The sequence below is a fragment of the Serratia liquefaciens genome, assembly GCF_027594825.1.
In the GTDB taxonomy this organism is placed as follows: domain Bacteria; phylum Pseudomonadota; class Gammaproteobacteria; order Enterobacterales; family Enterobacteriaceae; genus Serratia; species Serratia liquefaciens_A.
Map to the genome: position 1 here is coordinate 5,118,449 of NZ_CP088930.1, position 26,844 is coordinate 5,145,292.

The 26,844-nt window shown below is 54.1% G+C and carries 28 protein-coding genes; 18 read left to right on the top strand and 10 right to left on the bottom strand.

Translation table 11 applies throughout. The features are described from left to right. Positions 1-224: 224 nt before the first annotated feature. Positions 225-704 (top strand): hypothetical protein, encoded by a 480-nt coding sequence (locus LQ945_RS23725; RefSeq protein WP_270101885.1) that lies wholly within the window; start codon positions 225-227, stop codon positions 702-704. A gap of 334 nt (positions 705-1,038) precedes the next feature. Here LQ945_RS23725 and LQ945_RS23730 read toward each other — a convergent pair whose 3' ends face one another. Both LQ945_RS23730 and LQ945_RS23735 read right to left on the bottom strand, forming a co-directional pair. Continuing rightward, a complete protein-coding gene (locus LQ945_RS23730; protein ID WP_262242025.1) occupies positions 1,039-2,160 on the bottom strand; it encodes an AI-2E family transporter in 1,122 nt (373 codons plus the stop codon). A gap of 211 nt (positions 2,161-2,371) precedes the next feature. Then, entirely contained in the window at positions 2,372-3,583 is a 1,212-nt protein-coding gene (locus LQ945_RS23735) for a CynX/NimT family MFS transporter (RefSeq protein ID WP_269936240.1), read from the bottom strand. 252 nt (positions 3,584-3,835) lie between these two features. Here LQ945_RS23735 and LQ945_RS23740 point away from each other — a divergent pair, with 252 nt between their 5' ends. The 7 genes from LQ945_RS23740 to LQ945_RS23770 all read left to right on the top strand — a co-directional run bounded on the left by LQ945_RS23740 (position 3,836) and on the right by LQ945_RS23770 (position 9,739). Next, entirely contained in the window at positions 3,836-4,252 is a 417-nt protein-coding gene (locus tag LQ945_RS23740; RefSeq protein ID WP_269936239.1) for a DUF2000 domain-containing protein, read from the top strand. Positions 4,253-4,363: 111 nt separating this feature from the next. Further along, positions 4,364-5,401 (top strand): LacI family DNA-binding transcriptional regulator, encoded by a 1,038-nt coding sequence (locus LQ945_RS23745; RefSeq protein ID WP_269936238.1) that lies wholly within the window; start codon positions 4,364-4,366, stop codon positions 5,399-5,401. A 208-nt stretch (positions 5,402-5,609) separates the two neighbouring features. After that, positions 5,610-6,533, top strand: a complete 924-nt coding sequence (locus LQ945_RS23750) for a TIM barrel protein (RefSeq protein ID WP_269936237.1) — start codon at positions 5,610-5,612, stop codon at positions 6,531-6,533. A gap of 14 nt (positions 6,534-6,547) precedes the next feature. Further along, positions 6,548-7,720 carry a Gfo/Idh/MocA family protein gene (locus tag LQ945_RS23755; RefSeq protein ID WP_269936236.1) on the top strand — a complete coding sequence of 391 codons (1,173 nt, stop codon included), beginning with the start codon at positions 6,548-6,550 and terminating at the stop codon, positions 7,718-7,720. A gap of 145 nt (positions 7,721-7,865) precedes the next feature. Then, positions 7,866-8,075 (top strand): hypothetical protein, encoded by a 210-nt coding sequence (locus LQ945_RS23760; RefSeq protein WP_044550149.1) that lies wholly within the window; start codon positions 7,866-7,868, stop codon positions 8,073-8,075. 148 nt (positions 8,076-8,223) lie between these two features. Beyond that, positions 8,224-8,967, top strand: coding sequence for a DUF3658 domain-containing protein (locus tag LQ945_RS23765; RefSeq protein WP_270101886.1), 744 nt, complete (start codon positions 8,224-8,226; stop codon positions 8,965-8,967). 127 nt (positions 8,968-9,094) lie between these two features. Further along, complete coding sequence (locus LQ945_RS23770; protein WP_270101887.1) at positions 9,095-9,739, top strand: Qnr family pentapeptide repeat protein; 645 nt, start codon at positions 9,095-9,097, stop codon at positions 9,737-9,739. 13 nt (positions 9,740-9,752) lie between these two features. On the opposite strand, the gene LQ945_RS23775 is transcribed toward LQ945_RS23770, so the two are convergent. Next, positions 9,753-10,151 (bottom strand): hypothetical protein, encoded by a 399-nt coding sequence (locus tag LQ945_RS23775; RefSeq protein ID WP_270101888.1) that lies wholly within the window; start codon positions 10,149-10,151, stop codon positions 9,753-9,755. Between the two features lie 493 nt (positions 10,152-10,644). Between LQ945_RS23775 and cspE the strand changes: the two genes are divergently transcribed. Further along, positions 10,645-10,857, top strand: a complete 213-nt coding sequence (gene cspE / locus LQ945_RS23780; RefSeq protein ID WP_020826494.1) for an RNA chaperone/antiterminator CspA — start codon at positions 10,645-10,647, stop codon at positions 10,855-10,857. 398 nt (positions 10,858-11,255) lie between these two features. On the opposite strand, the gene LQ945_RS23785 is transcribed toward cspE, so the two are convergent. Further along, on the bottom strand, positions 11,256-11,936 hold the full coding sequence (locus LQ945_RS23785) for a hydrolase (RefSeq protein WP_044550156.1): 681 nt from the start codon (positions 11,934-11,936) through the stop codon (positions 11,256-11,258). A 267-nt stretch (positions 11,937-12,203) separates the two neighbouring features. Between LQ945_RS23785 and LQ945_RS23790 the strand changes: the two genes are divergently transcribed. Next, a complete protein-coding gene (locus LQ945_RS23790; protein WP_270101889.1) occupies positions 12,204-12,632 on the top strand; it encodes a universal stress protein in 429 nt (142 codons plus the stop codon). A gap of 316 nt (positions 12,633-12,948) precedes the next feature. Beyond that, positions 12,949-13,704: an SDR family NAD(P)-dependent oxidoreductase gene (locus LQ945_RS23795; RefSeq protein ID WP_020826497.1), complete on the top strand. Its 756-nt coding sequence runs from the start codon at positions 12,949-12,951 to the stop codon at positions 13,702-13,704. Between the two features lie 38 nt (positions 13,705-13,742). Here LQ945_RS23795 and LQ945_RS23800 read toward each other — a convergent pair whose 3' ends face one another. Genes LQ945_RS23800 through puuD form a run of 4 tightly spaced genes read right to left on the bottom strand, consistent with a single transcriptional unit; the run spans position 13,743 to position 17,862 of the window. Then, positions 13,743-15,023: an NAD(P)/FAD-dependent oxidoreductase gene (locus tag LQ945_RS23800; RefSeq protein ID WP_270101890.1), complete on the bottom strand. Its 1,281-nt coding sequence runs from the start codon at positions 15,021-15,023 to the stop codon at positions 13,743-13,745. 11 nt (positions 15,024-15,034) lie between these two features. Next, the gene (gene puuC / locus LQ945_RS23805; RefSeq protein ID WP_044550163.1) at positions 15,035-16,531 is read right to left on the bottom strand and encodes an aldehyde dehydrogenase PuuC; all 1,497 of its coding nucleotides are present in this window, start codon (positions 16,529-16,531) and stop codon (positions 15,035-15,037) included. Positions 16,532-16,546: 15 nt separating this feature from the next. Continuing rightward, positions 16,547-17,104 carry an HTH-type transcriptional regulator PuuR gene (puuR, locus tag LQ945_RS23810; RefSeq protein ID WP_044550164.1) on the bottom strand — a complete coding sequence of 186 codons (558 nt, stop codon included), beginning with the start codon at positions 17,102-17,104 and terminating at the stop codon, positions 16,547-16,549. After that, positions 17,101-17,862 carry a gamma-glutamyl-gamma-aminobutyrate hydrolase gene (gene puuD / locus LQ945_RS23815; RefSeq protein ID WP_182823862.1) on the bottom strand — a complete coding sequence of 254 codons (762 nt, stop codon included), beginning with the start codon at positions 17,860-17,862 and terminating at the stop codon, positions 17,101-17,103. Before puuD ends, puuR begins: the two co-directional genes overlap by 4 nt. Positions 17,863-18,101: 239 nt before the next feature. On the opposite strand from puuD, the gene LQ945_RS23820 reads away from it, so the two are divergent. The 4 genes from LQ945_RS23820 (at position 18,102) to LQ945_RS23835 (ending at position 22,665) form a co-directional block, all read left to right on the top strand. Further along, a complete protein-coding gene (locus LQ945_RS23820) occupies positions 18,102-19,520 on the top strand; it encodes a glutamine synthetase family protein (RefSeq protein ID WP_182823860.1) in 1,419 nt (472 codons plus the stop codon). A gap of 317 nt (positions 19,521-19,837) precedes the next feature. Next, positions 19,838-21,208 carry an APC family permease gene (locus LQ945_RS23825; RefSeq protein ID WP_269936230.1) on the top strand — a complete coding sequence of 457 codons (1,371 nt, stop codon included), beginning with the start codon at positions 19,838-19,840 and terminating at the stop codon, positions 21,206-21,208. 217 nt (positions 21,209-21,425) lie between these two features. Next, entirely contained in the window at positions 21,426-22,319 is an 894-nt protein-coding gene (gene yddG / locus LQ945_RS23830; RefSeq protein WP_044550173.1) for an aromatic amino acid DMT transporter YddG, read from the top strand. Positions 22,320-22,392: 73 nt separating this feature from the next. Next, positions 22,393-22,665 carry a hypothetical protein gene (locus tag LQ945_RS23835; RefSeq protein WP_269936229.1) on the top strand — a complete coding sequence of 91 codons (273 nt, stop codon included), beginning with the start codon at positions 22,393-22,395 and terminating at the stop codon, positions 22,663-22,665. A gap of 6 nt (positions 22,666-22,671) precedes the next feature. Here the strand turns inward: LQ945_RS23835 and LQ945_RS23840 are convergent, their stop codons facing one another. Then, positions 22,672-23,649 (bottom strand): GlxA family transcriptional regulator, encoded by a 978-nt coding sequence (locus LQ945_RS23840; protein WP_269936228.1) that lies wholly within the window; start codon positions 23,647-23,649, stop codon positions 22,672-22,674. 118 nt (positions 23,650-23,767) lie between these two features. Between LQ945_RS23840 and LQ945_RS23845 the strand changes: the two genes are divergently transcribed. Further along, positions 23,768-24,409, top strand: a complete 642-nt coding sequence (locus LQ945_RS23845) for an HD domain-containing protein (protein ID WP_269936227.1) — start codon at positions 23,768-23,770, stop codon at positions 24,407-24,409. A gap of 364 nt (positions 24,410-24,773) precedes the next feature. Next, positions 24,774-25,649, top strand: a complete 876-nt coding sequence (locus tag LQ945_RS23850) for a nucleoside-specific channel-forming protein Tsx (RefSeq protein WP_269936226.1) — start codon at positions 24,774-24,776, stop codon at positions 25,647-25,649. A 55-nt stretch (positions 25,650-25,704) separates the two neighbouring features. Here the strand turns inward: LQ945_RS23850 and LQ945_RS23855 are convergent, their stop codons facing one another. After that, on the bottom strand, positions 25,705-25,884 hold the full coding sequence (locus LQ945_RS23855; protein WP_020826507.1) for a hypothetical protein: 180 nt from the start codon (positions 25,882-25,884) through the stop codon (positions 25,705-25,707). 461 nt (positions 25,885-26,345) lie between these two features. Between LQ945_RS23855 and LQ945_RS23860 the strand changes: the two genes are divergently transcribed. Continuing rightward, positions 26,346-26,819: an anti-virulence regulator CigR family protein gene (locus LQ945_RS23860; RefSeq protein ID WP_269936225.1), complete on the top strand. Its 474-nt coding sequence runs from the start codon at positions 26,346-26,348 to the stop codon at positions 26,817-26,819. The last annotated feature ends 25 nt before the right edge of the window (positions 26,820-26,844 follow it).

Consider the following 26,844-nt stretch of genomic DNA (forward strand, 5'->3'; position numbering starts at 1 on the left):
GCGAAGCCCTGCCAGAATTGGCAACTTTTCGCAGAGAGAAAATCGGGTTTCAAAAATGGAGGCCAGACACCCGCATAGCGCTGGCTCCCGATTAATTACTCACACATCAGGTGGCGCACCACATTGCCATCCAGTTAAAATACTGCAGAGCGTCACATCATATGTTCTAATGTTAACTGGTTGAACAAAAAAACACATAACATATTAAATATCAAGGGGGCCTTGTGGCAAAGCTAAAAATAATCCCATGCAAAGGTAATGAATATTATTACAGTGTTACTACTGATCACTTTAAGAATATTTCCTTGGGGGTGTCGGGTGTTCTTATTTATAACATTATTAATGGAGCAGCCAACTGGGGTAATCCAGGTATTTATGGAGTGCTAGTGTTTATTTTTCTTTCAGGTATTGTACATATCATTTTAAAAAGCCATAAAAATTGGGGGTGTGGAAGAGTATCTAAATTTAAGTATAAGGATTTTGTTGCAAAGTTTATTAACGTTATGTTGCTCATTTTTAGTGGTGTATTTTGTTCATTTGCCTATGACATCATGATTGTTCCCAATAATACACTGCCGAAATTGGAGTTCGGGAATATTTGGACAGCAGTACTCATGATTTTTGCTTACATTTTATTGTCAGGCTTGTTCCCTCATTATGCGATTAATAAAGTTATAGATTCTGCTGATGACCAGAAAGCCTGAATCATGGCTAAATTAAGGCGGGTTTACACAGATTTTTAAAGTTCCAAACAATGCGGCTGACAGCAACCCAAATCAGAGCAGCCGTAAAGGTTTCACTACACACAGCAAAATTCTTGCCGGATATCTGCGCCTGCTTTCGCTGCAGTGCCGCTGGCGCGGCGCAATACATGCATGGTTGGTAAACTGGATTGACCCGCCCCGCTAGACAAATCTGGCCCCAATTTGAACGGAGCGATCGCCCATAGAAGGGATATAAAGAGATAAAAAAACGGGAACCTCATGGTTCCCGTTTTGCGCTGCAGGTTTCAAATGTCCTTCAACAGAGGATATTCATTCACTCTGCTTTGGTGGCATCAGGGTGATTCTTGCCTTCCTCGATAAAATCTTCGTCGATCTCATCGGTGGTTTCTGCACTGTCGCGGCCGGAAAGAATATTCCAGCAGGCGATGAACAGGGCGGCGATCAATGGGCCGATAACGAAGCCGTTGATACCGTAAATCTCCATGCCACCCAGGGTTGAAATCAGGATCAGGTAATCCGGCATTTTGGTGTCTTTGCCGACCAACAGCGGGCGAAGAATATTGTCGACCAACCCGATGATCACCACGAAGAAACCGACCAGGAACAGGCCTTTCCACAGCATGCCGGTGGCGAAGAAATAGATGGCTGCCGGTACCCAGATAATGGCGGAACCCACCGCAGGGATGATGGACAGGAATGCCATCAATGCGCCCCACAGCAGGCTGCCGTCGATCCCGGTGAAGTAAAACGCCAGACCGCCAAGAGCACCTTGCACCACGGCCACCACCACCGTGCCTTTCACCGTCGCGCGCGACACGGCAGCGAATTTCACAAACAAATGGTGTTTAACGTGCTGGGATAACGGCAGGGCTTCGAGCGTCAGATTGACCAGATAAGGGCCGTCCTTGAGCAGGAAGAACAACAGGTAGAGCATGACGCCAAAGCCCACGGCGAAGTTGAAGGTGCCTTTACCGATTAAAAAGACACTGCCGGCCAGGTATTGGCCGCCCTTGAGTGCCACCTCGGAGAGCTGTTTCTGTATTTCTGCGGCGCTGTCCAGATTATGCTCCGCCAGAAAATGCCGTGCCCATCCGGGGAGCACTTTCAGGGTGTCGGCAACAATAACCGGGAACTGCGTGTTATTGGTTTGCAGCTTGGTGTAAACCACATTCAGTTCAATCGCCAATGAAGAAGCGATGATCGCCAACGGTGTAAAGACGATCAAACAGATCACCGCGAGCGTTACCAACGAGACCAGGCCGTTTCGGTCGCCCAGATACTGTTTAAGTTTTTGTTTCACAGGGTGGAAAATCACCGCCAGGATGATAGCCCACAGTACAGATGAGTAGTAGGGACCCAAGACGTCCATAAAAGCAGCGGTAACGATAAAAAGGATCAGAAGAAAGAATCCCTTTGAAATACCTTTAGACATCATACCCGTCCCTCAGATGATAGATTTTGCCGGTGAATCTCTGTATTCAGCGGCATTGACACTTCTTGAAGAATAAACCCTATCATCACAAACGGTTAACAGGTAGCGGATTTTATCGGCGAACAGTTAATAAAACTTAATAATAGTGCCTCATATTATGAGGACATTAAGTTGATGAAACGTCGGTTGGATAACCTGGCCGGGCAGACATTGCCTAGGATCTGGTTTTCGACGCTAGCGCCAGTGCCAGCATGCTGCCCAGTACCGCGGCGGCCAGTACCATACCTGCGGGCGCAGACCAACCGGCGTAGGCGACAAGGCTGCTCAACACGATGGGGCCGATCACCTGGCCGAGATAAATGCCTTGCATCACCAACCCCAGGCTCAGGGGGATCAGCGTAGGCTCTGGTGCCGCCGCCGGAGTGGCCGCAAGGATGGTGGCGGGCATCATGCCGCCAATGGCGCTAAACACTAAGCATAGCGGGATAAGCAAAGCGTTCGGCGTAACCGACAAGAAAACACCGGCGCCGGCAAACCCCATCAGCAGGCTGACAACGGCGAGCAGGGTTCGGGCCCGCACACCGCGCGAAAGCAGTACGCCAGCGGCAAGGTTGCCGAGGATATTGACGGCTATCACCGCTGCGCTGATCCCACCGGCGGCAGCCAGCGTCAGCCCGATGCGCTGCATCAGGAAAATCGGCAGAAAGGCCATCACGGCAAAGAACTGCAGGTTATAGGTGGTAAATATCAAGGCCAGCAGCAGGGGCTGCCGTGCGCGCAGGATGCTGCCAAAGGCCTGACGCAGTTTCAAGGCAACGGCGGAAGACGTGGTGACAACGGCTCGTGGGGTGGTTAACGGTAGCAGCAGCGCTGCCAATAGCGTGAGGATACCGCCGGCGATCCAGCTTTGCTGCCAGCCGCTGAAATGCGGACCGAAAAACAGCGAAACGGCAATGCCCGCGGGCATAAAGGTGCTCCAAATACTGAAGACCAGATTACGTTTTTGCGGTGAAACTACGCGCGTTAGCACGGTTGGCGCTGAGACCACGACGATGACGAAACCTATCCCCTCAATCGCACGGGTGACGATCAAACCGGTGAAATCGTGCTGAGCCGCACCCAGGAAGCTGGCGGCGCTGACGATCACCAACCCCAGCCCCAACAAACGCCGGTCGCCCCAACGGCGCACCAGCAGGCCGGCGGCGATGCCACCGAACACGCCGATAAAGGGAAAGGCCGAAATGATCCAGCTCAGCGACTCCAGCGAACGGCCGAATTCGCGTTGCAGTTCCGGTAAGGCGATGGTCGCTTTACCCACGTGAAGAGCGACGGCAATACCGGCGAGCACCACATTGACGATAGCCGGCCACCGGGTGGTCGGAGTATCGAGTGTTGCGTTCAGCGTTTCAGGTTTGATGGCGGACATGGCGGTCTCCAGCGACGATAAAGACCAGACTATGCTCCCAGGCACGACGGGCGGCAGTTCAATTATGGCTCTGTTTGCCGCTGAAACCGCATATTTCGAGCTTTCTTGCTGGGGCGTGTTTCCACCGTTGTCACCTTATTACAGGACCCTTTGGCGGCCCGGCATCTCGGTAAAGGCTTTTGGCAATGATCGTTATCATTGAACATCAATGCCAGTCTGGGTAACACTGATGGCAACATCCAAGGAGAGAACATGTACAGCGACAACGAGAAAAAATTTTATATCATCCTGAACCGCAACCACGAACCGGCCACCTTATTTAACGCTTCCTGCCATTTAACCGCCGGCATTACCGATCTGATCGAACAGCGTGAGTTCCACCATTATCCCAGCGCCATCGAAGGCGTAAGCGCCAATATGAGCCATTATCCGATCGTGATCCTGCAGGCGAAAAACAGCAGCCAGCTCAGCAATCTGATGCTCAAATGCAAAGAAGAAGCGGTGTTAGCCAACTTCTTTACCACCACCATGCTGTCCCACTCCGCAGAGCAACAAATTGCCGACACTGCCAATACCGAGTATGACAAGCTGGAATTCGTTGCGGTGGCGCTGTATGGGGATAGCGAACAACTTAAACCGCTGACGAAGAAATTCTCCGTTTACCGTTGAGGCTTCCCCTGCGCTGGGCGATTAACGCGCCCGATCACACAAACTCCGCATCGGCTTTCTTTCAACCGGCCTGCCATGATAGTTTCTATCAAAACTGTGATGGGAATGATTATGGCAGGCAAAAAAACGACCCTGGCGGCCATCGCCAGAGAGGCGCATGTCGGTATTGCCACGGTTGATAGGGTGATCAACCAACGTGCGCCGGTGCGGCCGGAAACGGAGCGTAAAGTCATAGTCGCGGCGCAAAAGCTGGGGTTTGCGCTGGAGAAATCCCACCGGCTGTTTGAAGCCGCCAGACCGCCTGCCGTGCGCCTCAAAATGGGGTTTATCCTGCTGAAAAAGGAGCATTCATTCTACTCGCAGCTGGCGGAAAGCTTGCGGGAGCAGGCAATGCCTTACCACGATAGCGAGTGCCCGCCTCAGTTCATTTTTCACGATATCAGCGCTGTCGGGGACACCGCCGCCGCCATCACGCAGCTCAGCCAGAGTGTGGATGTTATCGGAGTACTGGCGCTGGACAATCCGATGATCCGCTATGCGGTTGAAGAAGCCACTCGCCAGGGCGTGAAGGTGTTCACGCTGCTGTCCGATCTGTCGGTACACTGCCGCGCCGGTTATATCGGGTTGGATAATCAACAGGCCGGCCGCACGGCCGCCTGGGCAGTGGAGCGTCTGTGCCGGCGGCAGGGCGAAGTGGGGGTGATCATCGGTGACAACCGCTTTCAGTGTCAGGAAACCTGTGAAAGCAGCTTCCGTTCCTATCTGCGTGAGCATTTAAGTACGCATCGGGTGCTTGAGCCGGTCCGCGGCCATGAACAGGCCGAAAGTGCCAGGCGAGTGACTCACGACCTGCTGGAGAACCATCCTAACCTGGTCGCCCTGTATGCGCCCTGCGGCGGCGTGGAGGGGATCATTGCCGCATTGCGTGAGAGCGGCAGGCAGCATGAGATCATGCTGATTTGTCATGGCCCGGTTGAGGGGGGCGAGATGGCGTTGATCGAGGGCACTTTGGATCTGATGTTGAGGCACAGGATCCAGGAGTTCGCCGCCTCGATCGTCAACACCTTTATTTCCGCCGCCAGCGGCGACGTTTCCGGGTTCACCCACTGCATCAACCGTTTTGATCTGATCACCAAAGAAAATATCTGATTAGCGGCTCCCGACATGGGAGCCATTCCCTCCGCTCAATATTCTCCTCTACTGTTAATCCCCCGGCTGGCTTGTATTTGATAGAAATACATCATTTCAGCTATCAAAAATAACGCGATCTTCATCAAAGAATGAAAGTTCCATCATTGCTGATTTTGAAATTTTTGTTTGATACTGGCGCTACGCCCACCACGAAACGGAATGGAAAATGACTTTGCCTATCGCCAATGCTCCCTGCAGCTGGGGAGTGGATGATCCCAAAAATCCTGACCTACCGCCTTATAGCAAAGTGCTGCAGGAAGCGAGCGCAGCAGGTTATCACTGCATTGAATTGGGGCCCTGGAGCTACCTGCCCACCGATGCCGCAACTCTGACCGCAGAGTTGCAACGGCATTCGCTGTCGCTGGTGGCCGGCACCCTTTTTGACGATCTGGTCAGCGAACAGAACTTTGAGCATATCCTGGCGCTGACTCACAACATTTGCCGCAGTTTGTCGCAGGCGCCCAAGGCGCAGCCCATTAATGAAGGCTATTTCTCACCGCCGTATCTGGTGATCATCGATTTCGGCAATCCGCAACGAGCCAGATTTGCCGGGCAATCAAAGCAGGCACCGCGGCTGGCGCCAGCCGACTGGAACCGGATGATCGGCCATATCATTACCGTCAGTGAGATTGCCTGGCGGGAATATGGGGTACGGCCGGTGGTACACCCGCACGCCGGGGGCTGTATTGAATTCGCTGATGAACTAGAACTGTTGGCCGCGCAGATCCCGCATCACACTGCGGGATTGTGTCTGGATACCGGACATCTGTATTACTCCGGCATGGATCCGGTCACCTGGCTCGAGCGCTACTTCTCCCGGATCGATTATCTGCATTTCAAAGACGTGAACCCGCAGGTGTTTCGCGATGTGCTGGAGCGCGGGCTGGATTTCTTTAGTGCCTGCGCGCAAGGGGTTATGTGCCCGCTGGGGAAGGGAGCGATTGATTACCCTGCCGTGCGCGACTTATTGGCGGCACGCGGCTATCAGGGGTGGGTCACCATTGAGCAGGAACGGGATCCGCGTCAGGTGGAAGGCAGCCTGCGCGACGTAACGGAAAGCCTCACCTATTTACGAAGCGTCGGTTTTTAATCAGGAGCAACAAGATGATTAACGGTATTAAGCCTCTGGAAAGATCTCTGCGGTGGGGCATGGTCGGCGGCGGCGGCACCAGCCAAATCGGTTATATCCACCGTTCGGCCGCATTGCGCGACGGCGCTTTTACCTTACTGGCCGGCGCGTTTGACATTGACGAATCGCGCGGGCGCAGCTTTGGGGAAAGCCTGGGCGTGGCTGCGGAGCGCTGTTATCCGGATTACGCCACGTTATTCCGTGAAGAGGCCGCCAGGGCCGACGGCATCGAGGCGGTTTCCATCGCCACGCCAAACAATACCCATTTCGCTATTTGCCAGGCGGCGCTGGCAGCCGGCCTGCACGTGGTGTGCGAAAAACCCCTGTGTTTCACCGTGCAGGAGGCGCAATCCCTGGTGGAACTGAGCCAAAAGCAGCATAAAATTATCGGGGTCACCTACGGCTATGCCGGGCATCAACTGATCCTTCAGGCGCGCCAGATGATTGCCGATGGCCAACTGGGTGAGATCCGCATCATCAACATGCAGTTTTCCCACGGGTTCCACGCCGCGCCGGTGGAACAAGACAATCCCAGCACGCGCTGGCGGGTGGATCCGCGATTTGTCGGCCCCAGCTATGTTCTGGGCGACTTGGCTACCCATCCGCTGTTCCTGGCGGAAACCATGGTGCCGCAGTTGAAGATCAAACGGCTGATGTGCAGCCGTCAGAGTTTCGTCAAAACCCGTGCGCCGCTGGAAGACAATGCCTATGTGTTGATGGAGTACGACAACGGCGCGGTTGGCTCAATGTGGTGTTCGGCCGTCAACAGCGGCTCTATGCATGGCCAAAAGGTGCGCATTGTGGGTGAAAAGGCCAGCCTGGAGTGGTGGGATGAGCAGCCTAACCAACTGCGTTTTGAAGTGCAGGGCGAGCCGGTGCGAATCCTGGAGCGCGGCATGCCCTACCTTGATCCTATGGCCTTGGCGGACGATCGCATCGGCGGCGGTCATTGCGAAGGGCTGTTCGAGGCCTGGTCAAATCTTTACCGTCGTTTTGCGCTGGCGATGGACGCTACCGACCGGCGCGACGAGGCGTTTCTGACCGACTTTTGGTACCCCGACGTGCATGCCGGAGCGATGGGCGTGCGTTGGGTAGAAAACTGCGTGCGTTCTGCCGATGCCGGTGCCAGTTGGGTGGAGTTTCGGTAATCATTTCGACGGGCGTAATTTTCTGCCAAATTGATTTACCGGCAACTTATCCTCAGTGGCAATGAGGGATTCTGTGGTTCGCTTCATTAGATAAAACTTTAAATTCTGTTAAGTTACTTATTAGCGTAATCACAAGGAGAGAACGATGTTAGAGCAATATTACCCGGCCACCATGAGTTCCAAACCCATCACGGACGATCAGCATAAAAGGTTGGTAGCGGTGCAAGCGGCGCTGGAGCTGATCAAGGCGACCTTGTCCGACACCAATGACGGCAACGGCGTAGACTTCCAGCTTAAGGCTGCCGAAAAGCACGTTGGCCCGCTGGCCGATGCCATTCAGGAAGCGCTGAAGTAAATCTTCGTGCTGATGTTCAACCGCCCAAGGGCGGTTTTTTTATGTCGCTTAAACTGAAAAAATCAGATTATTTGCCTGGTGACGCAGGGGGAAAGGGGGCAAAATTCAGTTCAGGATTGACTTAAGCAATAGCGAAGGAGAAGCATTGATGAAGGATGTGCATATCGCACTGTCGGGCGGCTGCGTGCGGTTGGCCTACCCGGGAGAAGACGTATTGGATTTTGCCGATAGCCTGTCGTTTGGGCCGTTGTATGCACTGGATGACGATCAGGGCCTGCAGGCCAGATGTCACTGGTTACGCGATTTGCATCATTCTGTTCATGCCCCTGAGTGGGATACTTCCGAAGCGCTGCGCGCAGGAATGGCAACATTAAAAACGCAGCTCGCGGCGGTCAGCGGGCAGGTGACGTTGTGGGTTGGTGCTAATCCCGACGAGCAACTGATGCTGCGCGCACTGTTGCCGTTGCTGGGGGAACGTCGCGTTTTCGTGGTTAACGTAACCGAACACACCGGGCGGGTTGCCACCAACTGGTGCCCGGCAGAAATGCTGGAACCACTGTGGATCTTGCGGCGCGAGCTGTCTCCGGAAGATAAAGGCAGGCTGATTGCCGATTGGCATCGCCTGTTGGCGGAAAACTCACTGGTACGGATTTTTGCGGAAAACCGCGTGCAGGGGCAGGCGCTCGATTTCCATGACCGTCCTTTGTTAGATGCATGCCCGAATGACTATACCCAGGGTTCACGGGTGGTCGGTGATGCGATGGTAAACTCACCTTATCCGGTGGGGGATACCTTTTTGAATTTCCGATTGTATGCCCTGATTGAACAAGGAGTGGTGCAGGCGCAGAACGCCAGCTTGAATATGAATCGCATCCAGGTCAAACAGGCTTAAAACTCACCTATCCCACGGGTTATTTTTTTGTGCTCAGAGGCAGATAAACCACGTTAAAGCGGTTTAATCTGTCATGTAAATAGGATTATACTGCGCCATTGACTGTACAAATAAACAGGTGAATGGAATGGCGCTGGCTCTGAAGGGTGAAAAGATTGCTCGTAACCGGTTTACCGGTGAGAAAGTCGAAAATGGCAGCTTTATCAACTGCGATTTCTCGGGCGCCGACCTGACCGGCACCGAATTTATCGACTGCCAGTTTTACGACCGCGAGAGCCAGCAGGGCGGTAACTTCAGCCGCGCCGTGCTCAAGGACGCCAGCTTTAAAAGTTGCGACTTGTCGATGGCGGACTTCAGAAACGCCAACGCGCTGGGTATTGAAATCCGTGAGTGTCGGGCTCAGGGCGCAGACTTCCGCGGTGCCAGCTTTATGAACATGATCACCTCGCGCACCTGGTTTTGCAGTGCTTACATCACCAAAAGCAACCTGAGTTACGCCAACTTTTCCAAAGTGGTGTTGGAAAAGTGTGAGCTGTGGGAAAATCGCTGGAACAGTGCGCAAATCCTCGGTGCTACCTTTAGCGGGTCAGATCTGTCCGGCGGCGAGTTCTCCTCCTTCGACTGGCGTGCTGCCAACTTTACCCATTGCGATCTGACCAACTCTGAACTGGGTGAGTTGGATCTGCGCGGAACCGATCTGCAGGGAGTAAAACTGGACAGCTACCAGGTGTTCCAGCTAATGGATCGCTTAGGCATTGCGGTTATCGGCTAAAAGTAATGAAAAGTTAGCGGGGGATGGGCATAAGTGAGTTAATCACTTCATCAGCATTGACTGGGATTTTTCGTGTTGTTGCCGGGATAGTGAATTCAGACTGTCGGGTAAAATAGCGGGCATCGTTATTGACCGGCGTGACAAAAATCGCCAGGTTATCGCTGGCCTGCATTACGCCCTCAGGTTCAAACAGCGCGAATAAAGGGGAGGCGTGCGGAGCACGAGAAGTACACGCGGAAAACCAAAAACCGCTTTTGTAGGTAAATTGACACATCGCCCTTTCACCTGCAATTGCGGTAATTTGCTTTTCCAGTAACGCGTTAGCTTTTGGTACGTAGCTGGGAGGAGTCGGTTGACAACCGGTCAGGCTGAGGGCAAAAAGTGCCAACGTCATTGATTTTTTGTGAATCATAACCATCCTGTGGCAATCGTGCAGGTAACTATTATCAGTAAAGTACAATAATGATCCTAGCAATTGTTGTACGGTGGTGTCGAGAGTTTATTGAGCGGTTAAATTCTCCTATCAAATCATATCAGTGTGATAACCATTTCTTGGCGGAGTGTACTTGTACATCCGTTTATTTATGGCAGTAAAAAGCAAAACAAAGGGCACAAAAACCGATCTCACGTCACGGTGTTCAGTCAATCGGCAACTGATAAAAAAATTGCTGAATGATTTAATACAAAATATTCCTTGCTTAAATAATCTAGCTATGTGTAAATAGCGTCATCGGTTTGTAGTACAGACCTTATGAAAGCAGTTTTAGTAAAGCAGTTCTCAGTATTAGTGATATCCCATAGATAGCTCTTCTCCCGCGAATTTCCTTCTCTAGTGCCCAATAAGTTTCCAATAAAAACAGACCTCTATCGCCTTATGGCGTCTCAAAAATATAAAGGAAATATCTATGTCTAATAAAATGACTGGTTTGGTAAAATGGTTTGATGCAGGTAAAGGTTTTGGTTTTATCTCTCCGGAAGACGGCAGCAAAGACGTGTTCGTACACTTCTCCGCTATCCAAAGCAATGATTTCAAAACGCTTGATGAAGGTCAGCGCGTTGAGTTCACTGTCGAAAACGGTATGAAAGGCCCTTCTGCAGGCAACGTAGTAGTTTTATAATTTCCAGGTAGCGCTTTATTTCTTGCGATAGCGATGATGGTTTAAGCCGGAGCAGATAAGAAATAAAATAATTGCCTGAATAAACTCCGGGATTACCCGGAGTTTATCTAAAAATAATCAGCTGCAGCGTTTTTCAATAACGAAAGTTATTGGCAACAGAAAAAAAGATTGGCAGAAAATATTGATAACGCCGATTCAGTCTCTTTTTCTGTTGTGAAAAAGTTGTGCTTAGGCTGCGTAAGGTTGGAGTGTTCGATGGACGCTTATGCCATAACATGACGGTCGGGAAAGTCACCGACAAACATTGATGACCCTGGCCGAAAGCCGGGGTTTTTTTATGCCTGTTGCCCCGGTAAACAGGCTGGCTCAGAATGAAGCAGGCCAGCCTGACATGTCCGTTATCCGCGCTGGGAATCCAGCAGTTCGTTATTCTTCACCACGTCCTGGGCTTTAACGTAGCTTTCAATCAGCAACTGGTATGCCGGGAAGATTTTGGTGTAAACCTCAGCCCATTGCTGTGCATCCTCGCGGTTCCAGCTCCCCTGCAGTTCAGAGGCCACGCCGGCGGTGTCGATCGGAACCACTCCGGCCTGCACCACACGCGCCATAGTAATCTCCTGTGCCATTTTCGAATAGGTGCCGGAGGCGTCGATAACGGCAAAGACCTTATAACCTTCTGCCACGGCGCTGATCGATGGGAAGGCCATGCAAACGCTGGTGATGGTGCCCGCGATAATCAGGGTTTTGCGCCCGGTCGCTTTTACGGCCGCAACGAAATCCGGATTATCCCAGGCGTTGATTTCGCCTTTGCGCGCCACATATTGCGCGTGCGGTGCATTTTGGTGGATTTCGGGGATCAGGGGGCCGTTAGGGCCCTGCGGAACTGAAGCCGTGGTGATGACCGGCAATTTACTTAGCGTAGCGATACTGGCCAGGGCGCCAGCACGAGCGCGCAGTTCAGTCATTGGCATATCGCCGACGGTTTGGAACAGGCCGCTCTGGTGGTCAATCAACAACATCACCGCGTCATTGGCATCAATAACAGGACGCTGGCCATTAAAATTTGCTGGAGAGCTCATCTTTCTTTCCTCTGTGAACGGAACCTAGACAACAATTAACTTTGCTTAACCAAGGGTTAATCTCAGTGCTTGTTAACAGTGTAGGGTCAGAGGAAAATTCCGCTAGAGGGCTAACTCAGGATGCATCGTTCTATAAAAAGAACAATGAGGGCCAGGGCAGGCGATAATTTCAGCGCTGAACTAAACTTAAACAGCATAATAAACATGCGGAAAGCCCCTGGCAGGGAGCGCCACTTTTTCACCAGCGCAATGCGGAGGGCTGTAATCATGGCTTATCAACATATCGTTGTGGCAACCGATCTCAGCGAAGACGCTGAATTCTTGCTTGGCAAAGGCGCTAAATTAGCTGCCGCACTGAATGCCAGGCTATCCCTGATTTATATCGATATCCACCGTGGCGGCTATTACGCCGAACTGGGCGTGGGTGAATATAACTACACCGACCGGACTTTTTCGGAGCGGGTCAAAAACATGCTGAATGCGATCAAGGATCAGTCGTCTTACCCGGTTGAAGAGGTGATTATCAGCCGTGGCGAACTGACGGAAGAATTGAACCGGGCGGCGAAAGAGAAAGGCATTGACCTGATTATCTTCGGCCATCATCACGATATCTGGAGCCGGTTGGTTTCTTCGGCCTGGCAGGCAATCAACAACCTTAATGTCGATCTGTTGGTGATCCCGATCGATAAACACTAAACCCCACCATCGCCGCGCCTCAGTGGGGCGGCGATGGTTTTTTGAGCTAGCCAGCCACACTATCGCGACGTTACGGAACTTATTGTTGTGTGATAATAAGCGACAAAGATAGTCACGCCGATAAATTTTATCAATCCCATCAAATGCTTGGCTTAATTCCGATAATGACTGGGCTAGCGCATTGAATTTGCGGTAGATACCTCTTTTTGATTAATAAACCGCACGTTTTGGCTGGCCCTCATCCGCCATGAGACTTATCCTCGAGCCATCAGGATTTGTATGACTTATAGAAATAAATTCACATGGAGGAGGTCTCATGCGTTTTGACAATAAAGTGGTAGTGATCACCGGTGCAGGCAATGGGATGGGGGAAGCGGCAGCGCGTCGTTTTTCTGCCGAGGGGGCTACCGTGGTATTGGCTGACTGGGCGAAGGAGGCGGTGGACAAAGTTGCCGCTTCGCTGCCGAAAGGCAAGGCACTGGCGGTACATATCGACGTTTCCGACCACGTTGCGGTTGAAAAAATGATGAACGAGGTGGCCGAAAAATTGGGTCGCATCGACGTGCTGCTCAACAACGCTGGCGTTCACGTGGCAGGCAGCGTATTGGAAACCAGCGTTGCCGACTGGCGACGCATCGCCGGGGTGGATATCGATGGCGTGGTGTTCTGTTCCAAATTCGCCATGCCGTATCTGCTGAAAACCAAGGGCTGCATCGTTAACACCGCGTCGGTATCCGGGCTGGGTGGTGACTGGGGCGCGGCATACTACTGCGCGGCGAAAGGGGCTGTGGTTAACCTGACGCGTGCCATGGCGCTGGATCATGGCGGTGACGGTGTGCGGGTGAACTCGGTGTGTCCGAGCCTGGTGAAAACCAACATGACCAACGGCTGGCCGCAGGAGATCCGCGACAAGTTCAATGAGCGTATTGCGCTGGGTCGGGCGGCAGAACCTGAAGAGGTGGCGGCAGTAATGGCATTCCTGGCCAGTGACGACGCCAGCTTTATCAACGGCGCCAACATCCCGGTAGACGGCGGGGCGACCGCCTCAGACGGTCAGCCGAAGATCGTTTAAACAGTGATTACGGGCCCAGCTTGCTGGGCCCGATAGCCTTACACCCCAATCCGATCCCGCAGCTGGTAGTAAGCGGCACCAATCGCGGTGAAAGGAATTTGCAGGTTGCGACCGCCGAAGAACGGCAGGTGCGGCAGCTTGGCAAAGGCATCGAACCTTTCCGCATCACCGCGCATCAGCTCGGCAATCAGTTTGCCCGCCAAATGAGTACAGGTCACGCCGTGGCCGCTGTAACCCTGCATGTAATAAACGTTATTTTCCAGCCGGCCAAACTGCGGCATGCGCGACAGCGTCAGCAGGAAATTACCGGTCCAGCGGTAGTCGAGACGCACGCCTTTGAGCTGCGGGAAGGTTTTCAGCAGCTTTGGCCGGATCAGATTGTCGATATCGTCCGGATCGCGGGCGCCATACACTACGCCGCCGCCGTACAGCAGACGGTTATCGCCGGTGATACGGTAATAATCCAGCAGGTAGTTACAGTCTTCGACGCAGTAATTCTGCGGGATCAGCGACCGCGCCACTTCCGGCGCCAGCGGTTCGGTAGCCACCACCTGGGTGCCGCACGGCATGCTGCGTTTCGCCAGCCGCGGCTCCAGCTTATCGCCCAGATAAGCGTTGCCGGCGACAATCACATAACGCGCCGTTACCTGGCCGTTGGCGGTGCTGACGATTGCCGGTTCACCATGACGGATATTAGTGACCGCGGACTGTTCGAAGATCCGTCCACCCTGCAGGCGAATGGCTTCGGCTTCACCGAGCGCCAGATTCAGTGGATGAATATGACCACCGCTGTGGTCCAGCAGCGCGCCGACGTAGCGCTCGCTATCGACCTCCTGGCGGATACGACTGGCGTCCAGTAATTCAAGCTGGGTATTGCCGTAGCGCTCCCAGTGCTGCTTTTGTTCGATCAACGCATGATATTGCCGGTTGTTCAGCGCGGCGAAGATGCCGCCAGGGCGATAGTCACATTCGATGGCGTACCTTTGGATGCGGCTGCGAATGATCTCTGCGCCTTCAAACATCATGCTGCCGAGCAGGCGGGCGCTTTCGGCGCCATAACGTTGTTCAATGACGTCGATATCGCGGCTGTAGGAGTTCACCAATTGTCCGCCGTTACGTCCGCTGGCACCGAAACCGATGCGGGCAGACTCCAGCACCACAACGTTGTAACCGGCCTCCACCAGAAACAGCGCCGATGACAAACCGGTGTAGCCACCGCCGACGATACAGACGTCGCATTCAATGGATTCATTCAGCTGCGGGTAGGGCGCGTGGTTGTTGGCCGAAGCCGCATAATAGCTTTTTACGTGTTCAGTCATGATCTCTGCCCTTATTCCAATGAAATCCAGGTGGTTTTCAGCTCGGTGAATTTGTCCAGTGCGTGCAGCGATTTGTCGCGGCCGTTGCCGCTTTGCTTGTAGCCGCCGAAAGGAACGGTCATGTCCCCGTCGTTGTAGTTATTGACGAACACCGTGCCGGCTTTTAACTGACGTGCCAAACGATGGGCACGGGACAGGTCGCGGGTCCAGACCGCAGCCCCCAGGCCGTAGTCGCTGTCGTTCGCCAACTGCATGGCCTGCTGCTCACCGCTAAACGAAGTGACCGCCAATACCGGGCCGAAGATTTCGTCGCGCGCTACGCTCATGGCGTTGTCTACCTGGGTGAGAATGGTTGGGCCGAGATAACCGGCGTGCCCGCCTTGCGGATGATCGCGACCGTCGAGGAACAGCGCAGCGCCCTGAGTCAAACCCTGTTCGATATAGTCAGCCACTTTTTCGCAGTGGCCCTGGTCGATCAATGTGCCCATCACCGTTGCCGGATCGAGCGGATTGCCAGGCGCGAAGGCTGCTGCATGACGGCGCAAGGCCTGTAAAAATGCCTGCTGTATGCTTTCTTCCACCAACAACCGGGTCCCGGCGATGCACACTTGCCCCTGGTTATAAAAAATCCCGGCGGCGGCGCTTTGCGCGGCCTTATCCAGATCCGGGCAGTCGGCAAAGATGATATTGGCGCTTTTGCCACCGGCTTCCAGCCAGACCCGCTTCATATTGGACTGACCGGCGTAGATCATCAGTTGTTTGGCGACCTGGGTTGAGCCGGTGAAGGTCAGTGCGTCGACGTCGTTGTGCAGCGCCAGCGCCTTACCCGCATCCTGACCGAAACCGGGAACGATGTTCAGCACGCCGTCAGGCAGCCCGGCCTGCTGCGCCAGTTGGCCCAGATAGATCGCGCTCAGCGGGGATTTCTCAGAGGGTTTCAGGATCACGCTGTTGCCGGTGGCCAGCGCCGGGCCGAGCTTCCAACAGGCGAGCAATAACGGGAAGTTCCACGGCACTATGGCGCCGACCACGCCAATGGGTTCGCGTTCGATCAACGCCAGCGCATCGCTGCCGGTGGGGGCTATTTCACCATAAACCTTATCGATCGCTTCGGCATACCAGCGCAGGCAGCGGATAGCGCCGGGCACATCATCGCGCAGGCTGTGGCGAATCGGTTTTCCGGTGTCCAGCGTTTCCAGCAGCGCCAGCTCTTCGTGGTGCTGTTCCATCAAGGCCGCCAGCTTGAGCAGCGTAGCCTTGCGCTGCGCCGGAGCCGCTCGCGACCAGTCACCACGTTCAAACACCTCGCGGGCGGCGCTGACCGCCAGATCAATATCTACGCTGCTGCCCCGGGCCACCTGGGTCAGCTCTCGCTGACCGGCAGGGTCCTCCACGGCAAAGGTTTCGCCTTCGGCCGCCTGCTGATAGCGGCCATTGATAAACAGTCGGTTCTCAATATTCAGGGCCTGCGCCCGGTGTTGCCAATACTGCAGGTGGTGGAAGTCCATACCTTGCTCCGTTAATCAGAATGTCGTCGGCGTATGGGCGCTGATAATCCGGCAAATACGCGCCGACGTGTTGCTGAAACTGTGGGGAATGCCGGTGTTGATGGCGTAGCTCTGGCCGGCCAGCAGGGGATAAGCCTGCCCGTTGACCTGCAGCACGATTTCGCCTTCCAGCAGGGTGCCGATCTCTTCCCCCTGATGCTTGATGCGTTCGCCGGTGGTGGTACCCGGCTCATAGGTTTCGATCATCATCGCCAGGGTGCGATTAGGATCGCCGTTGTGGATCAGTTTCATGGAAACCCCCTGGCTGCCAATCTCGATCAGATCCTGATAGTCGATAACAATCCGTGGCTCAGCCGGTTTCTCCGGTTCGGCGAAAAATGCCGACAGGGACAGCCCGTACACCGTCAGCAGCTTTTGTAAGGTGCTGATGGCCGGACTGACCTTGTCCTGTTCGATGGTGCTGATGGCGCTGTGAGTTAACCCAGACAGTTCGGCCGCGCGGCGCTGCGACAATCCCAATTGCTGGCGGATTTGCGACAGACGTTTTCCCGGTGCCAAGCTGACATCGCTCATGGGCGTTTTTCCTTTTGATAGTTCCGGCAGGCGCTAATGAAACCTTCAAACAGCAGGCGCGACAGGGCGTATTCCTCACTGTTCCATTCCGGGTGCCATTGCACGCCCAGCGCAAAGGGCTGATCGCGCAGGCTGATGGCTTCAACCAACCCGTCGGCGGCGTGGGCTTCGATACGTACGCCGGCTCCCAGCGTCTTCGCGCCCTGGCCATGCAATGAGTTCACCCAGAATCTGTTGCAATCCGGTATCAGTTGCGAGAGTAAGCCCCCTTCATGAACGATGACTTCGTGGGCGGGGGCATATTGCTGTTCGAGCGGCAGATCGTGATCTTCACGGTGTTCGAGCAGCTCGGGCAGTTCATACAGCCGGCGGTGCAGGGCGCCCTGGGTAGCGACCACCATTTCCTGCATGCCACGGCAAATGGCGAAAAGGGGAATGCGCCTGTCGAGCGAGTGGCGGATCAGCGCCAGGCTCAATTCATCTCGCCCGGGATCGGCGTCAGGCTCATCGCCGTTTTCACCATAAAGGTGCGGCTGCACGTTGCTGGGGCTGCCTGGCAACAGAATGCCGTCGAGTTGCGGCAGTAACTCCTCGAGCAGTTTCGGTTCTGCCAACGCGTGTGGCAGGGCTATCGGCAGGCCGCCCGCAGCGATAACGGCATTTAGGTACTTTTCTTGCAAGGTCTGAGTGAGGTGCCCGTTTAACCTATACCTGCACATCACTACGCCGACCACTGGTCTGTTAAATATATTGCCCATGCTGTCCCCTTGGTATGTTCGAAATTATGAACGATAAGCTTCTCCAGTGCCTTTTTCGTTCAATATTTTATAAATCTAGCAGTGGGATGGGCAATATTCAAACTGAAAGTAACACTTGCAAAACAATTTTGTTGCATCTATGTTTCATTGGTGGACATTATATTGAGCAAGATGGTCAAAAAACATCGACGGCAATAAGTGTGAGAACCACAGACAAAAACATACATGGCGGGTGAATCATGCAGACCAACATAGTAGAAGTGGAAAACTTTGTTCAGCACCACGAAGAAAAGCGAAGTAGCGCGTTCCAACGTGAAGTGAAGAAGTATCTGGAACGTTATCCATTAACTCAGCACGTTGACGTTCTGTTGACCGACCTTAATGGCAGCTTCCGCGGCAAACGCATTCCGGTTGGCGGGCTGAGCAAACTGGAGAAGGGCTGTTACTTCCCGGCGTCGGTGTTTGCGATGGATATTCTTGGCAACGTGGTTGAAGAGGCCGGATTGGGGCAAGAGCTCGGTGAGCCGGACCACATCTGCGTACCGGTGTTGGGCACGCTGACACCGTCGGCGGCGGATCCACAATATATCGGCCAGGTACTGCTCACCATGCTGGATGAAGATGGTACTCCCTTTGACGTTGAACCGCGCAATGTGCTGAACCGAGTGTGGCAGCGTTTGCGTCAGCGCGGGCTATCCCCCGTAGTAGCGGTAGAGTTGGAGTTCTATCTCATCGATCGTCAGCGTGATTCGGAAGGTTATCTGCAGCCGCCGTGTGCGCCGGGTACGCAGGAGCGTAACACCCAAAGCCAGGTTTATTCGGTAGACAACCTTAACAACTTTGCCGACGTGCTGAGTGAGATCGACGAATTGGCACGCCTGCAGGGGCTGCCGGCAGACGGTGCGGTGGCCGAAGCCTCGCCCGGTCAGTTTGAAGTCAATCTGCACCATACCGACAACGTGCTGCAGGCCTGCGACCATGCGCTGGCGTTGAAACGCCTGATCCGCATGGTGGCGGAAAATCACAACATGCAGGCCACCTTTATGGCCAAGCCGTATGAAGAGCACGCCGGCAGTGGCATGCACGTGCATATCAGCATGCTGGATCGTCAGGGCAACAACGTGCTGGCAGATGATGACGGCGAGGATTCTGCGCTGTTGAAACAGGCACTGGCGGGAATGATTGCCCTGATGCCTTCTTCTATTGCGCTGCTGGCGCCGAACGTCAATGCCTACCGCCGCTTCCAGCCGGGTATGTACGTGCCGACCCAGGCGTCCTGGGGCCACAACAATCGTACCGTGGCGCTGCGCATTCCCTGTGGCGATCGCGATAGCCACCGCGTGGAGTACCGCGTGGCCGGTGCCGATGCCAACCCTTATCTGGTGATGGCGACCATTTTGGCGGGCATCGTCTACGGGCTGGAAACACCGCTGCCACTGCAAGAGCCGGTAACCGGCAACGGGCTGGAGCAGGACGGACTGCCATTCCCTATCCGCCAGAGCGATGCGCTGTACGAATTCGAGCATCAGCCGGTGCTGAATGCGCTGCTGGGTGAAAGGTTCAGCCATGTTTATCTGGCCTGTAAAACGGATGAGCTGGTGCAGTTTGAGCGCCTGATCACCGATACCGAAATCGAGTGGATGCTGAAAAACGCCTGAACCCGCTCATCCTCGATGATACCGCGCGCGTCTGGCGCATTCCGCCGGCTATCCTGTGGCCTGCGAAGCTGCGCGCAGCGGTAAAGCATTTCTTCTACTTGGCGTACAGGACGCCGGCGAGGAAAGAACCATGACAGCCATAACTGTTCCATCAACCTGCGCGGGCGTTTGCCTGTGCCGCAGTAAATATGGGCCTTCCGCTGGCCGCGTTTTTTTGTCTTTGCACCGTCCCTTCCGCCGCCTGAGCAGCAGTTTCCCCGCGGCCTCTCTGAATGACGTTAAACGGTTACCAGCAGAGGACAAAGGGGGGAAACGCCATGGCGATTAATGCGATTGATGTTAATGAGGCGGCCAAGCCGCAACTGCGTAAAAGCCTGAAGCTGTGGCAAGTGGTGATGATGGGGTTGGCCTACCTGACGCCCATGACGGTGTTTGACACCTTCGGCATCGTCTCCGGCCTGACCGACGGTCACGTTCCTGCCGCTTATTTGCTGGCGCTGGCCGGCGTGTTGTTTACCGCCATCAGCTACGGCAAGTTGGTTCGCAAGTTTCCGACCGCCGGTTCCGCCTATACCTATGCGCAAAAGGCCATTAACCCGCACGTCGGCTTTCTGGTGGGGTGGTCCTCGCTGCTCGACTACCTGTTCCTGCCGATGATCAACACCCTGTTGGCAAAGATTTATCTGACCGCGCTGTTTCCCGAGGTGCCGCCGTGGGTGTGGGTGGTAGGCTTTGTGATCATCATTACCGCCATCAACCTGAAAAGCGTCAATTTGGTGGCTAACTTTAACACCCTGTTTGTTCTGGCCCAGATAGCGATCATCGTGGTGTTTATCTTCCTGGTAGTGCGCGGTTTGCACAACGGTGAAGGGTTGGGGACGGTGTGGAGTCTGCAACCCTTCGTCAATGAGAATGCGCATTTACTGCCGATCATCACCGGCGCCACCATTTTGTGCTTTTCGTTTCTCGGCTTCGACGCGGTTACCACCCTGTGTGAGGAAACGCCCGATGCCGCCAGGGTGATCCCAAAGGCTATCTTCCTGACTGCGCTGTACGGTGGGGTCATCTTTATCAGCGTCTCCTTCTTTATTCAGCTGTTTTTCCCTTCCATCCAGCGCTTTCATCAGCCGGACGCGGCGCTGCCGGAAATTGCGCTGTACGTAGGCGGCAAGCTGTTCCAGTCGATTTTCCTGTGCATTACCTTTATCAATACGCTGGCATCGGGTCTGGCCTCGCACGCCAGCGTTTCACGGCTGCTGTATGTGATGGGGCGCGACAACGTGTTTCCGGAAAAATATTTTGGCTACATCCATCCCAAATGGCGCACTCCGTCATTGAACGTGTTGCTGGTGGGGTTGGTGGCCCTGTCCGCGCTGTCTTTCGATCTGGTCACCGCCACCGCGTTGATCAACTTCGGTGCCCTGGTGGCCTTTACCTTCGTTAATCTGTCGGTGATCAGCCATTTCTATATCCGCGAAGGGCGCAACAAAAGCTGGAAGGACCGCTTCAACTACCTGTTCCTGCCGTTGGTGGGGGCGTTGACGGTTGGCGTGCTGTGGCTGAACCTGGAAAAAAGCTCGCTGACCATGGGGCTGATCTGGGCCGGGATGGGCTTTGCCTACCTGGTGTACCTTACCCGGCGTTTCCGTCAGCCGCCGCCGCAGTTTGAACGGCAGCCGCAGCAATAAGGCTAAGGCTGTTGATGAACCAATGCCAAGGGTAGATCGGTAGGGGTCGAACATGTTCGACCCGATTCAACCCATTGATTATGCTATAGGGCGCAGCATGCTGCGCTCCTACCATGAAACAATGAGCACTCTGAGGCGGGGTTTCCCGCCTTTCTTTTTTTACCCCCGGGCAGTAGAGTGAAAATCCTGATAAAAAATAACTGATTGGAACTCTTTCATGTCTTCTCTGCCCGCTCACTATAAAGCCACCTTGCTCGGTCTGTTGGCGATCCTGCTGTGGAGCAGCGTGGTTGGCCTGATACGCAGCGTCAGCGAAGGGTTGGGGCCGATTGGCGGAGCAGCAATGATCTACAGCGTCAGCGCGGTATTTTTGCTGTTGGCGTTGCGCCTGCCGAATTTACGCCTGTTTCCGCGCTCCTATCTGCTCCTCGGCAGCCTGCTGTTTGTCAGCTATGAAATCTGCCTGTCGTTATCTTTGGGCTATGCCAATACCCGCCTGCAAGCGATTGAAGTGGGGATGATCAACTACCTGTGGCCCTGTTTTACCGTGCTGATGGCGCTGGTGTTTAATGGGCAAAAAGCCAAGTGGTGGCTGCTGCCGGGGTTGTTGCTGTCTTTGTTCGGCATTGGCTGGATCATGAGCGGCGAGGGCGGCTGGTCGCCGGCGCAAATGCTGGAGAACGTGCGCAGCAATCCGCTGAGTTACTCGTTGGCTTTTGGCGGCGCGGTGATTTGGGCGCTGTATTGCAATCTGACCAAGAAAATTGCCCAGGGTCATAACGGCGTGGTGCTGTTCATTACGCTGACCGCCGTGGCGCTGTGGTTGAAATATGCTTTCAGCAGCGAAAGCGGTATGCAATTCACGCTGCCGGTAACCCTGACGCTGCTGTGCGCGGGCATGGCAATGGGGGCAGGCTATGCGGCGTGGAACGTGGGTATATTGCGCGGCAATATGACGCTGTTGGCGACGGCGTCTTACTTCACGCCGGTGCTGTCTGCGGTGTTTGCCGCGCTGGTGCTCGATACTGCATTGACCGCCAATTTTTGGCAGGGCGTGGTCATGGTCACGGCAGGTTCGTTGATCTGCTGGCGGGCAACCCGAGGAAATTAACGGAAATTATCTGCCTGTCGGCCAATGTTGAACTAGAATTTAACTAGCGATTCTGCCTGAAGGAACATAAAAAATGAGAGACGATATCCAATTCATTCAGCAGCCAGTGATTGACGACGAAAGTTTTATACGAGGGGATACCGTACGCCTGACCACCGCCAACTTGCGCCACGAATACCAGCTGGATGTCGGTATTTTACGCCGTGAAGGCAAGCTGATTTTTGGTTCGGTAATCGCTGCGGCACCGAAAGTGGACATCCCGCCCAAAGAGTGGGAAGTGGCACCGGGGCAGGAGGTCGTGTTCCGCCAGGAAAATATCGCCAAGGCGGTATTGGGCGGAAAATAACGCCTTTTACTCCGTCCTCAGGCCTTTGCTGAGGTAAATTTTGCGATAATCCGTCGGTGAAACTCCGAGCCGACGGATAAATGCTCGCCGCAGTAATTCGACGCTTGAAAACCCGCAGCTGGCCGCAACCTGTTTGGGTGCAAGCGTACCGCTCTCTAACAATCGTCGTGCCTGTGCGATACGGATATCTTCAATCCATCTGCCAGGGGAAGTACCGACTTCACGGCTGAACAGCCGGGTAAAGTGGCGAGGAGTGATGCCGGCGCGAGCCGCCAGGCTGGCGACGCTGTGCGGCAGGGCGATATTTTCGATGGCCCAGCGTTGAACCTCCTGCAGTACGGAACGGCCCGCCAACGAGGTCTTGTCCTGGTAACTGAACTGCATTTGCCCGCCTGGGCGCTGAAAGAACATCACCAACTGAGCGGCAACCCGCCGTGCCACCTCGCGACCCAGATCCTCCTCAACCATCATCAGCGCCAGATCCAGCCCTGAGGTGACGCCGGCTGCGGTTTGCAGGCGACCATCGCGCACATAAATAGCGTCTTTATCGATTTTTACCTGAGGGAAGCGCAGGCTGAGCCGTTCGGCAACGGCCCAGTGGGTGGTGATTTGTCGGCCGTTCAGCAGCCCGGTGGCCGCCAGCAGAAAGGCGCCGCTGCAGACAGATCCATAACGGCGAGTACGCGGAATAACCCGTTTTAGCCAGTCGAGCGTACGCGTCTGGCTTTCCTGTTCGGCCATGCCCGGTGCACCGGCGACCAGCAAGGTATCAATCACTTCATCACGCCATTGGGTAATCGCGCTGTCAGGAAGCACCTTCACCCCGGAGGAAGAGACGATCGGCGCGAGCGTGCGGCCCACCACCAGCAAACGATAGGCCGGGTATCCCACCTGCAGATTAGCCTCGGCAAACACGTCCAGCGGGCCGGAAACATCCAATAGCTGCACGCCCGGCACGGCAAGAATGGCGATGGTTTTTATCATGGTGGTGGCCTGCATATCCCGAACGGCAGGATAAGTCCTTAATCGTAGTATTTGTGCTATTGAGGACATTCAGTGTAATGCCTAACCTGAGCTTCTACCACACAAGCGGAGAAGTGATATGAGCCAAAACATCCAGGGTATCCGAGTGCCTGACAGCGCGTTGGCGCGCCAGGCAACCGAATTGGTACGCGACACCGAAAGCGATCTGCTGTTTGATCATTCCAGTCGGGTTTATTACTGGGCCGCGCTGGCGGGGGCAGAGCGTAATTTGCAGGTTGATCCGGAGCTGTTATACATCGGCTGTATGTTCCACGATATGGGCCTGACGCCGCAGCACTGTAGCTGCGATAAGCGTTTTGAGGTTGATGGCGCCGACGCGGCAGCCGCTTTCTTGCACAGCCACGGCGTTCAACAGCGGGATATCGATCTGGTGTGGACGGCGATTGCGCTGCATACCACGCCGGGTATTCCGCAATATATGCATCCCGTGGTTTCTCTGGTGACCGCCGGTGTAGAAATGGATGTTCTGGGCATTGACTATCAGAAGTTTGATGCCGAATTGCGCGACCAGGTGGTGCAGTTGCATCCGCGCGGTGCGCAGTTTAAGGAAGATATTATTCAGGCATTCTATGACGGGATTAAATCCAAACCGCAAACCACTTTCGGTAACGTAAAGGCCGATGTGCTGGCAGAAAAAGATCCCCATTTTGTCCGCAGCAATTTCTGCAGCATCATTCGCAATTCGTCCTGGCCAGCCTAACCCTCGGTGGCCTCTTTTCTTGTCAGCCGGTCATTGCGACCGGCTTTTCTGTTTAACAAAAGTAACCGACATTAACTTTTTGTATTGAACACATTTGGCACAAAACCTGCTTTAAAAATCACCGGGCATGACAAAAATCACAGCGATCGTGAATTTGCATGAAACATAATTTGACAAATGTGAACGCAATCGATTACCTATTCGCGAAATGCATAACTGGATCACAGATTCTTACACCCAGTGATTTCTATAATGCGCGCGTCGCCCGAGAGTTTGTAAGCGGAGGCAACGCCAGGTGTCGTCAGACTGATTGTCATCTTTTCTAACGGGCAGGAAATGGCCCTTTAAGCATGTGGTAATAAAAATGAAAAAAATAGCTCTCGCAGCAGGTGTACTGCTCGCAGCGTCTTACAGTGCATCTTCAATGGCTGATAGCAAAGACAGCCAATACGTCTCGGATTGGTGGCACCAGAGCGTTAACGTGGTAGGCAGCTACCACACCCGTTTCGGACCTCAGTTGAACAACGATCTGTACCTGGAATATGAAGCCTTCGCCAAAAAAGATTGGTTCGACTTCTATGGCTACGTCGACGTTCCTAAATTCTTCGGCGTGGGCAACACCCCTGACCGCGGTATCTGGGACAAAGGTTCTCCGATGTTTATGGAAATTGAACCTCGCTTCTCCATCGACAAACTGACCGGCACCGATCTGAGCTTTGGCCCGTTCAAAGAATGGTACTTCGCCAACAACTACATCTATGACCTGGGCCACAACGCCGACGGTCGCCAGAATACCTGGTACATGGGTCTGGGTACCGATATCGACACCGGCTTGCCAATGAGCCTGTCGATGAACATCTATGCCAAGTACCAGTGGGAAAACTACCAGGCTGCCAACGAAAACAGCTGGGACGGTTACCGCTTCAAAGTGAAATACTTTGTGCCGTTGACCCAGGTGTGGGGCGGCAATCTGAGCTACATCGGCTTCACCAACTTTGACTTCGGTTCCGATCTGGGCAAGGACGACTTCACCGTGAACGGTCGTCAGGCGCGCACCAGCAACTCGATCGCTTCCAGCCATATTCTGGCGTTGAACTACGATCACTGGCACTACTCGTTCGTGGCTCGTTATTTCCATAACGGCGGCCAGTGGCAGGACGGCGTGGATATTGGCACCCCACAGGGTCCAATCAAATCCACCGGCTGGGGTTACTACATCGTGGCCGGTTATAACTTCTGATTTTCCGTGGTATCAGAATCAGAAAACCCCGCTTTGGCGGGGTTTTTTTTCGTCATCACTGCGCTTGTTCACCGGGCAGATGCCGCACCGGCATAAATAATCGTCCTTTGATTACGTGGCATTCATTATCGATCCAATTGATGATTTGTTCACGGCTAACGCCTTCGGATTGCGCGTAGCGGTGAAGATCGCCATTAAAGTGCTGCGTGATGTATTCCATGAGGGTCATTTGCATGTCTTTTGCTCCTGAACGCCCACCCGTTGCCAACTGGCCACCGCGGGAGGTTAAGGTTTCTCAGACGCCGAATTTAAAGTATTGGCAACCAAATCTCAACAAAAAGCACCGCCGAGGTGCATCCAACGTCGATTTTTCGGTAAAAAAGAATCCCGCACGGAGAGGCGGGAAGCGTTCAGTGTTATCACTTTAGGTGATAAAAAGATGATTTGAGGTGCGACGAAAAAGAGCAGGCTAACTCTTTTTGTGACGGTTCCAAACTACTGCATGGCTTATTTCGCTGCAAGAAAAATCTTAGGCCGGAATTCGGTTTTTTCGAATAGTTTTGCGCTGGGATAATATTCTGTCATCTGGTTTGATTCTCATCTCTGTATGGGATCAAACTCTCAGAGTTTTCCTCATGCTTTAGACGGAGAACTGCGCCTATAGTGAAGGTAATAACCCATGCAGGAAGTAACAAAATGAGCAAACGTCGTACTGCTTTCACCGTATTGGCGCTGATTGTTTCTCTGGGGTTGTCATCCGCACCGGCGCTGGCCGATAAAGGCGGCAACGGTAACGGCGGGGGGAACGGCCATGGTAACAGCGGCAATCATGGTAATAACGGCAACAATGGCAAGCATGGCAATAAAGCCAAAGATAACGATGGCGACCGCGGGCTGGTTTCCGTCAGCATCTCCCATGAGCGTGCACGTTCTCTGGCCGTAAACTACGGCCTGACCGGCTACCGATCTTTGCCGCCGGGGATCGCCAAAAATCTGGCGCGCGGCAAGCCTCTGCCTCCGGGCATCGCCAAAAAAATGGTGCCATCCTCCATGCTGCACGATCTGCCTTATTATCCTGGCTATGAGTGGCGCGTTGCCGGTAACGATCTGGTGCTGGTGGCGTTGAGTACCGCTCTGGTTGCCTCGGTGATCAACGGCGTATTTGATTGATTCCCGCTGACTCTGCTTTAAGGCC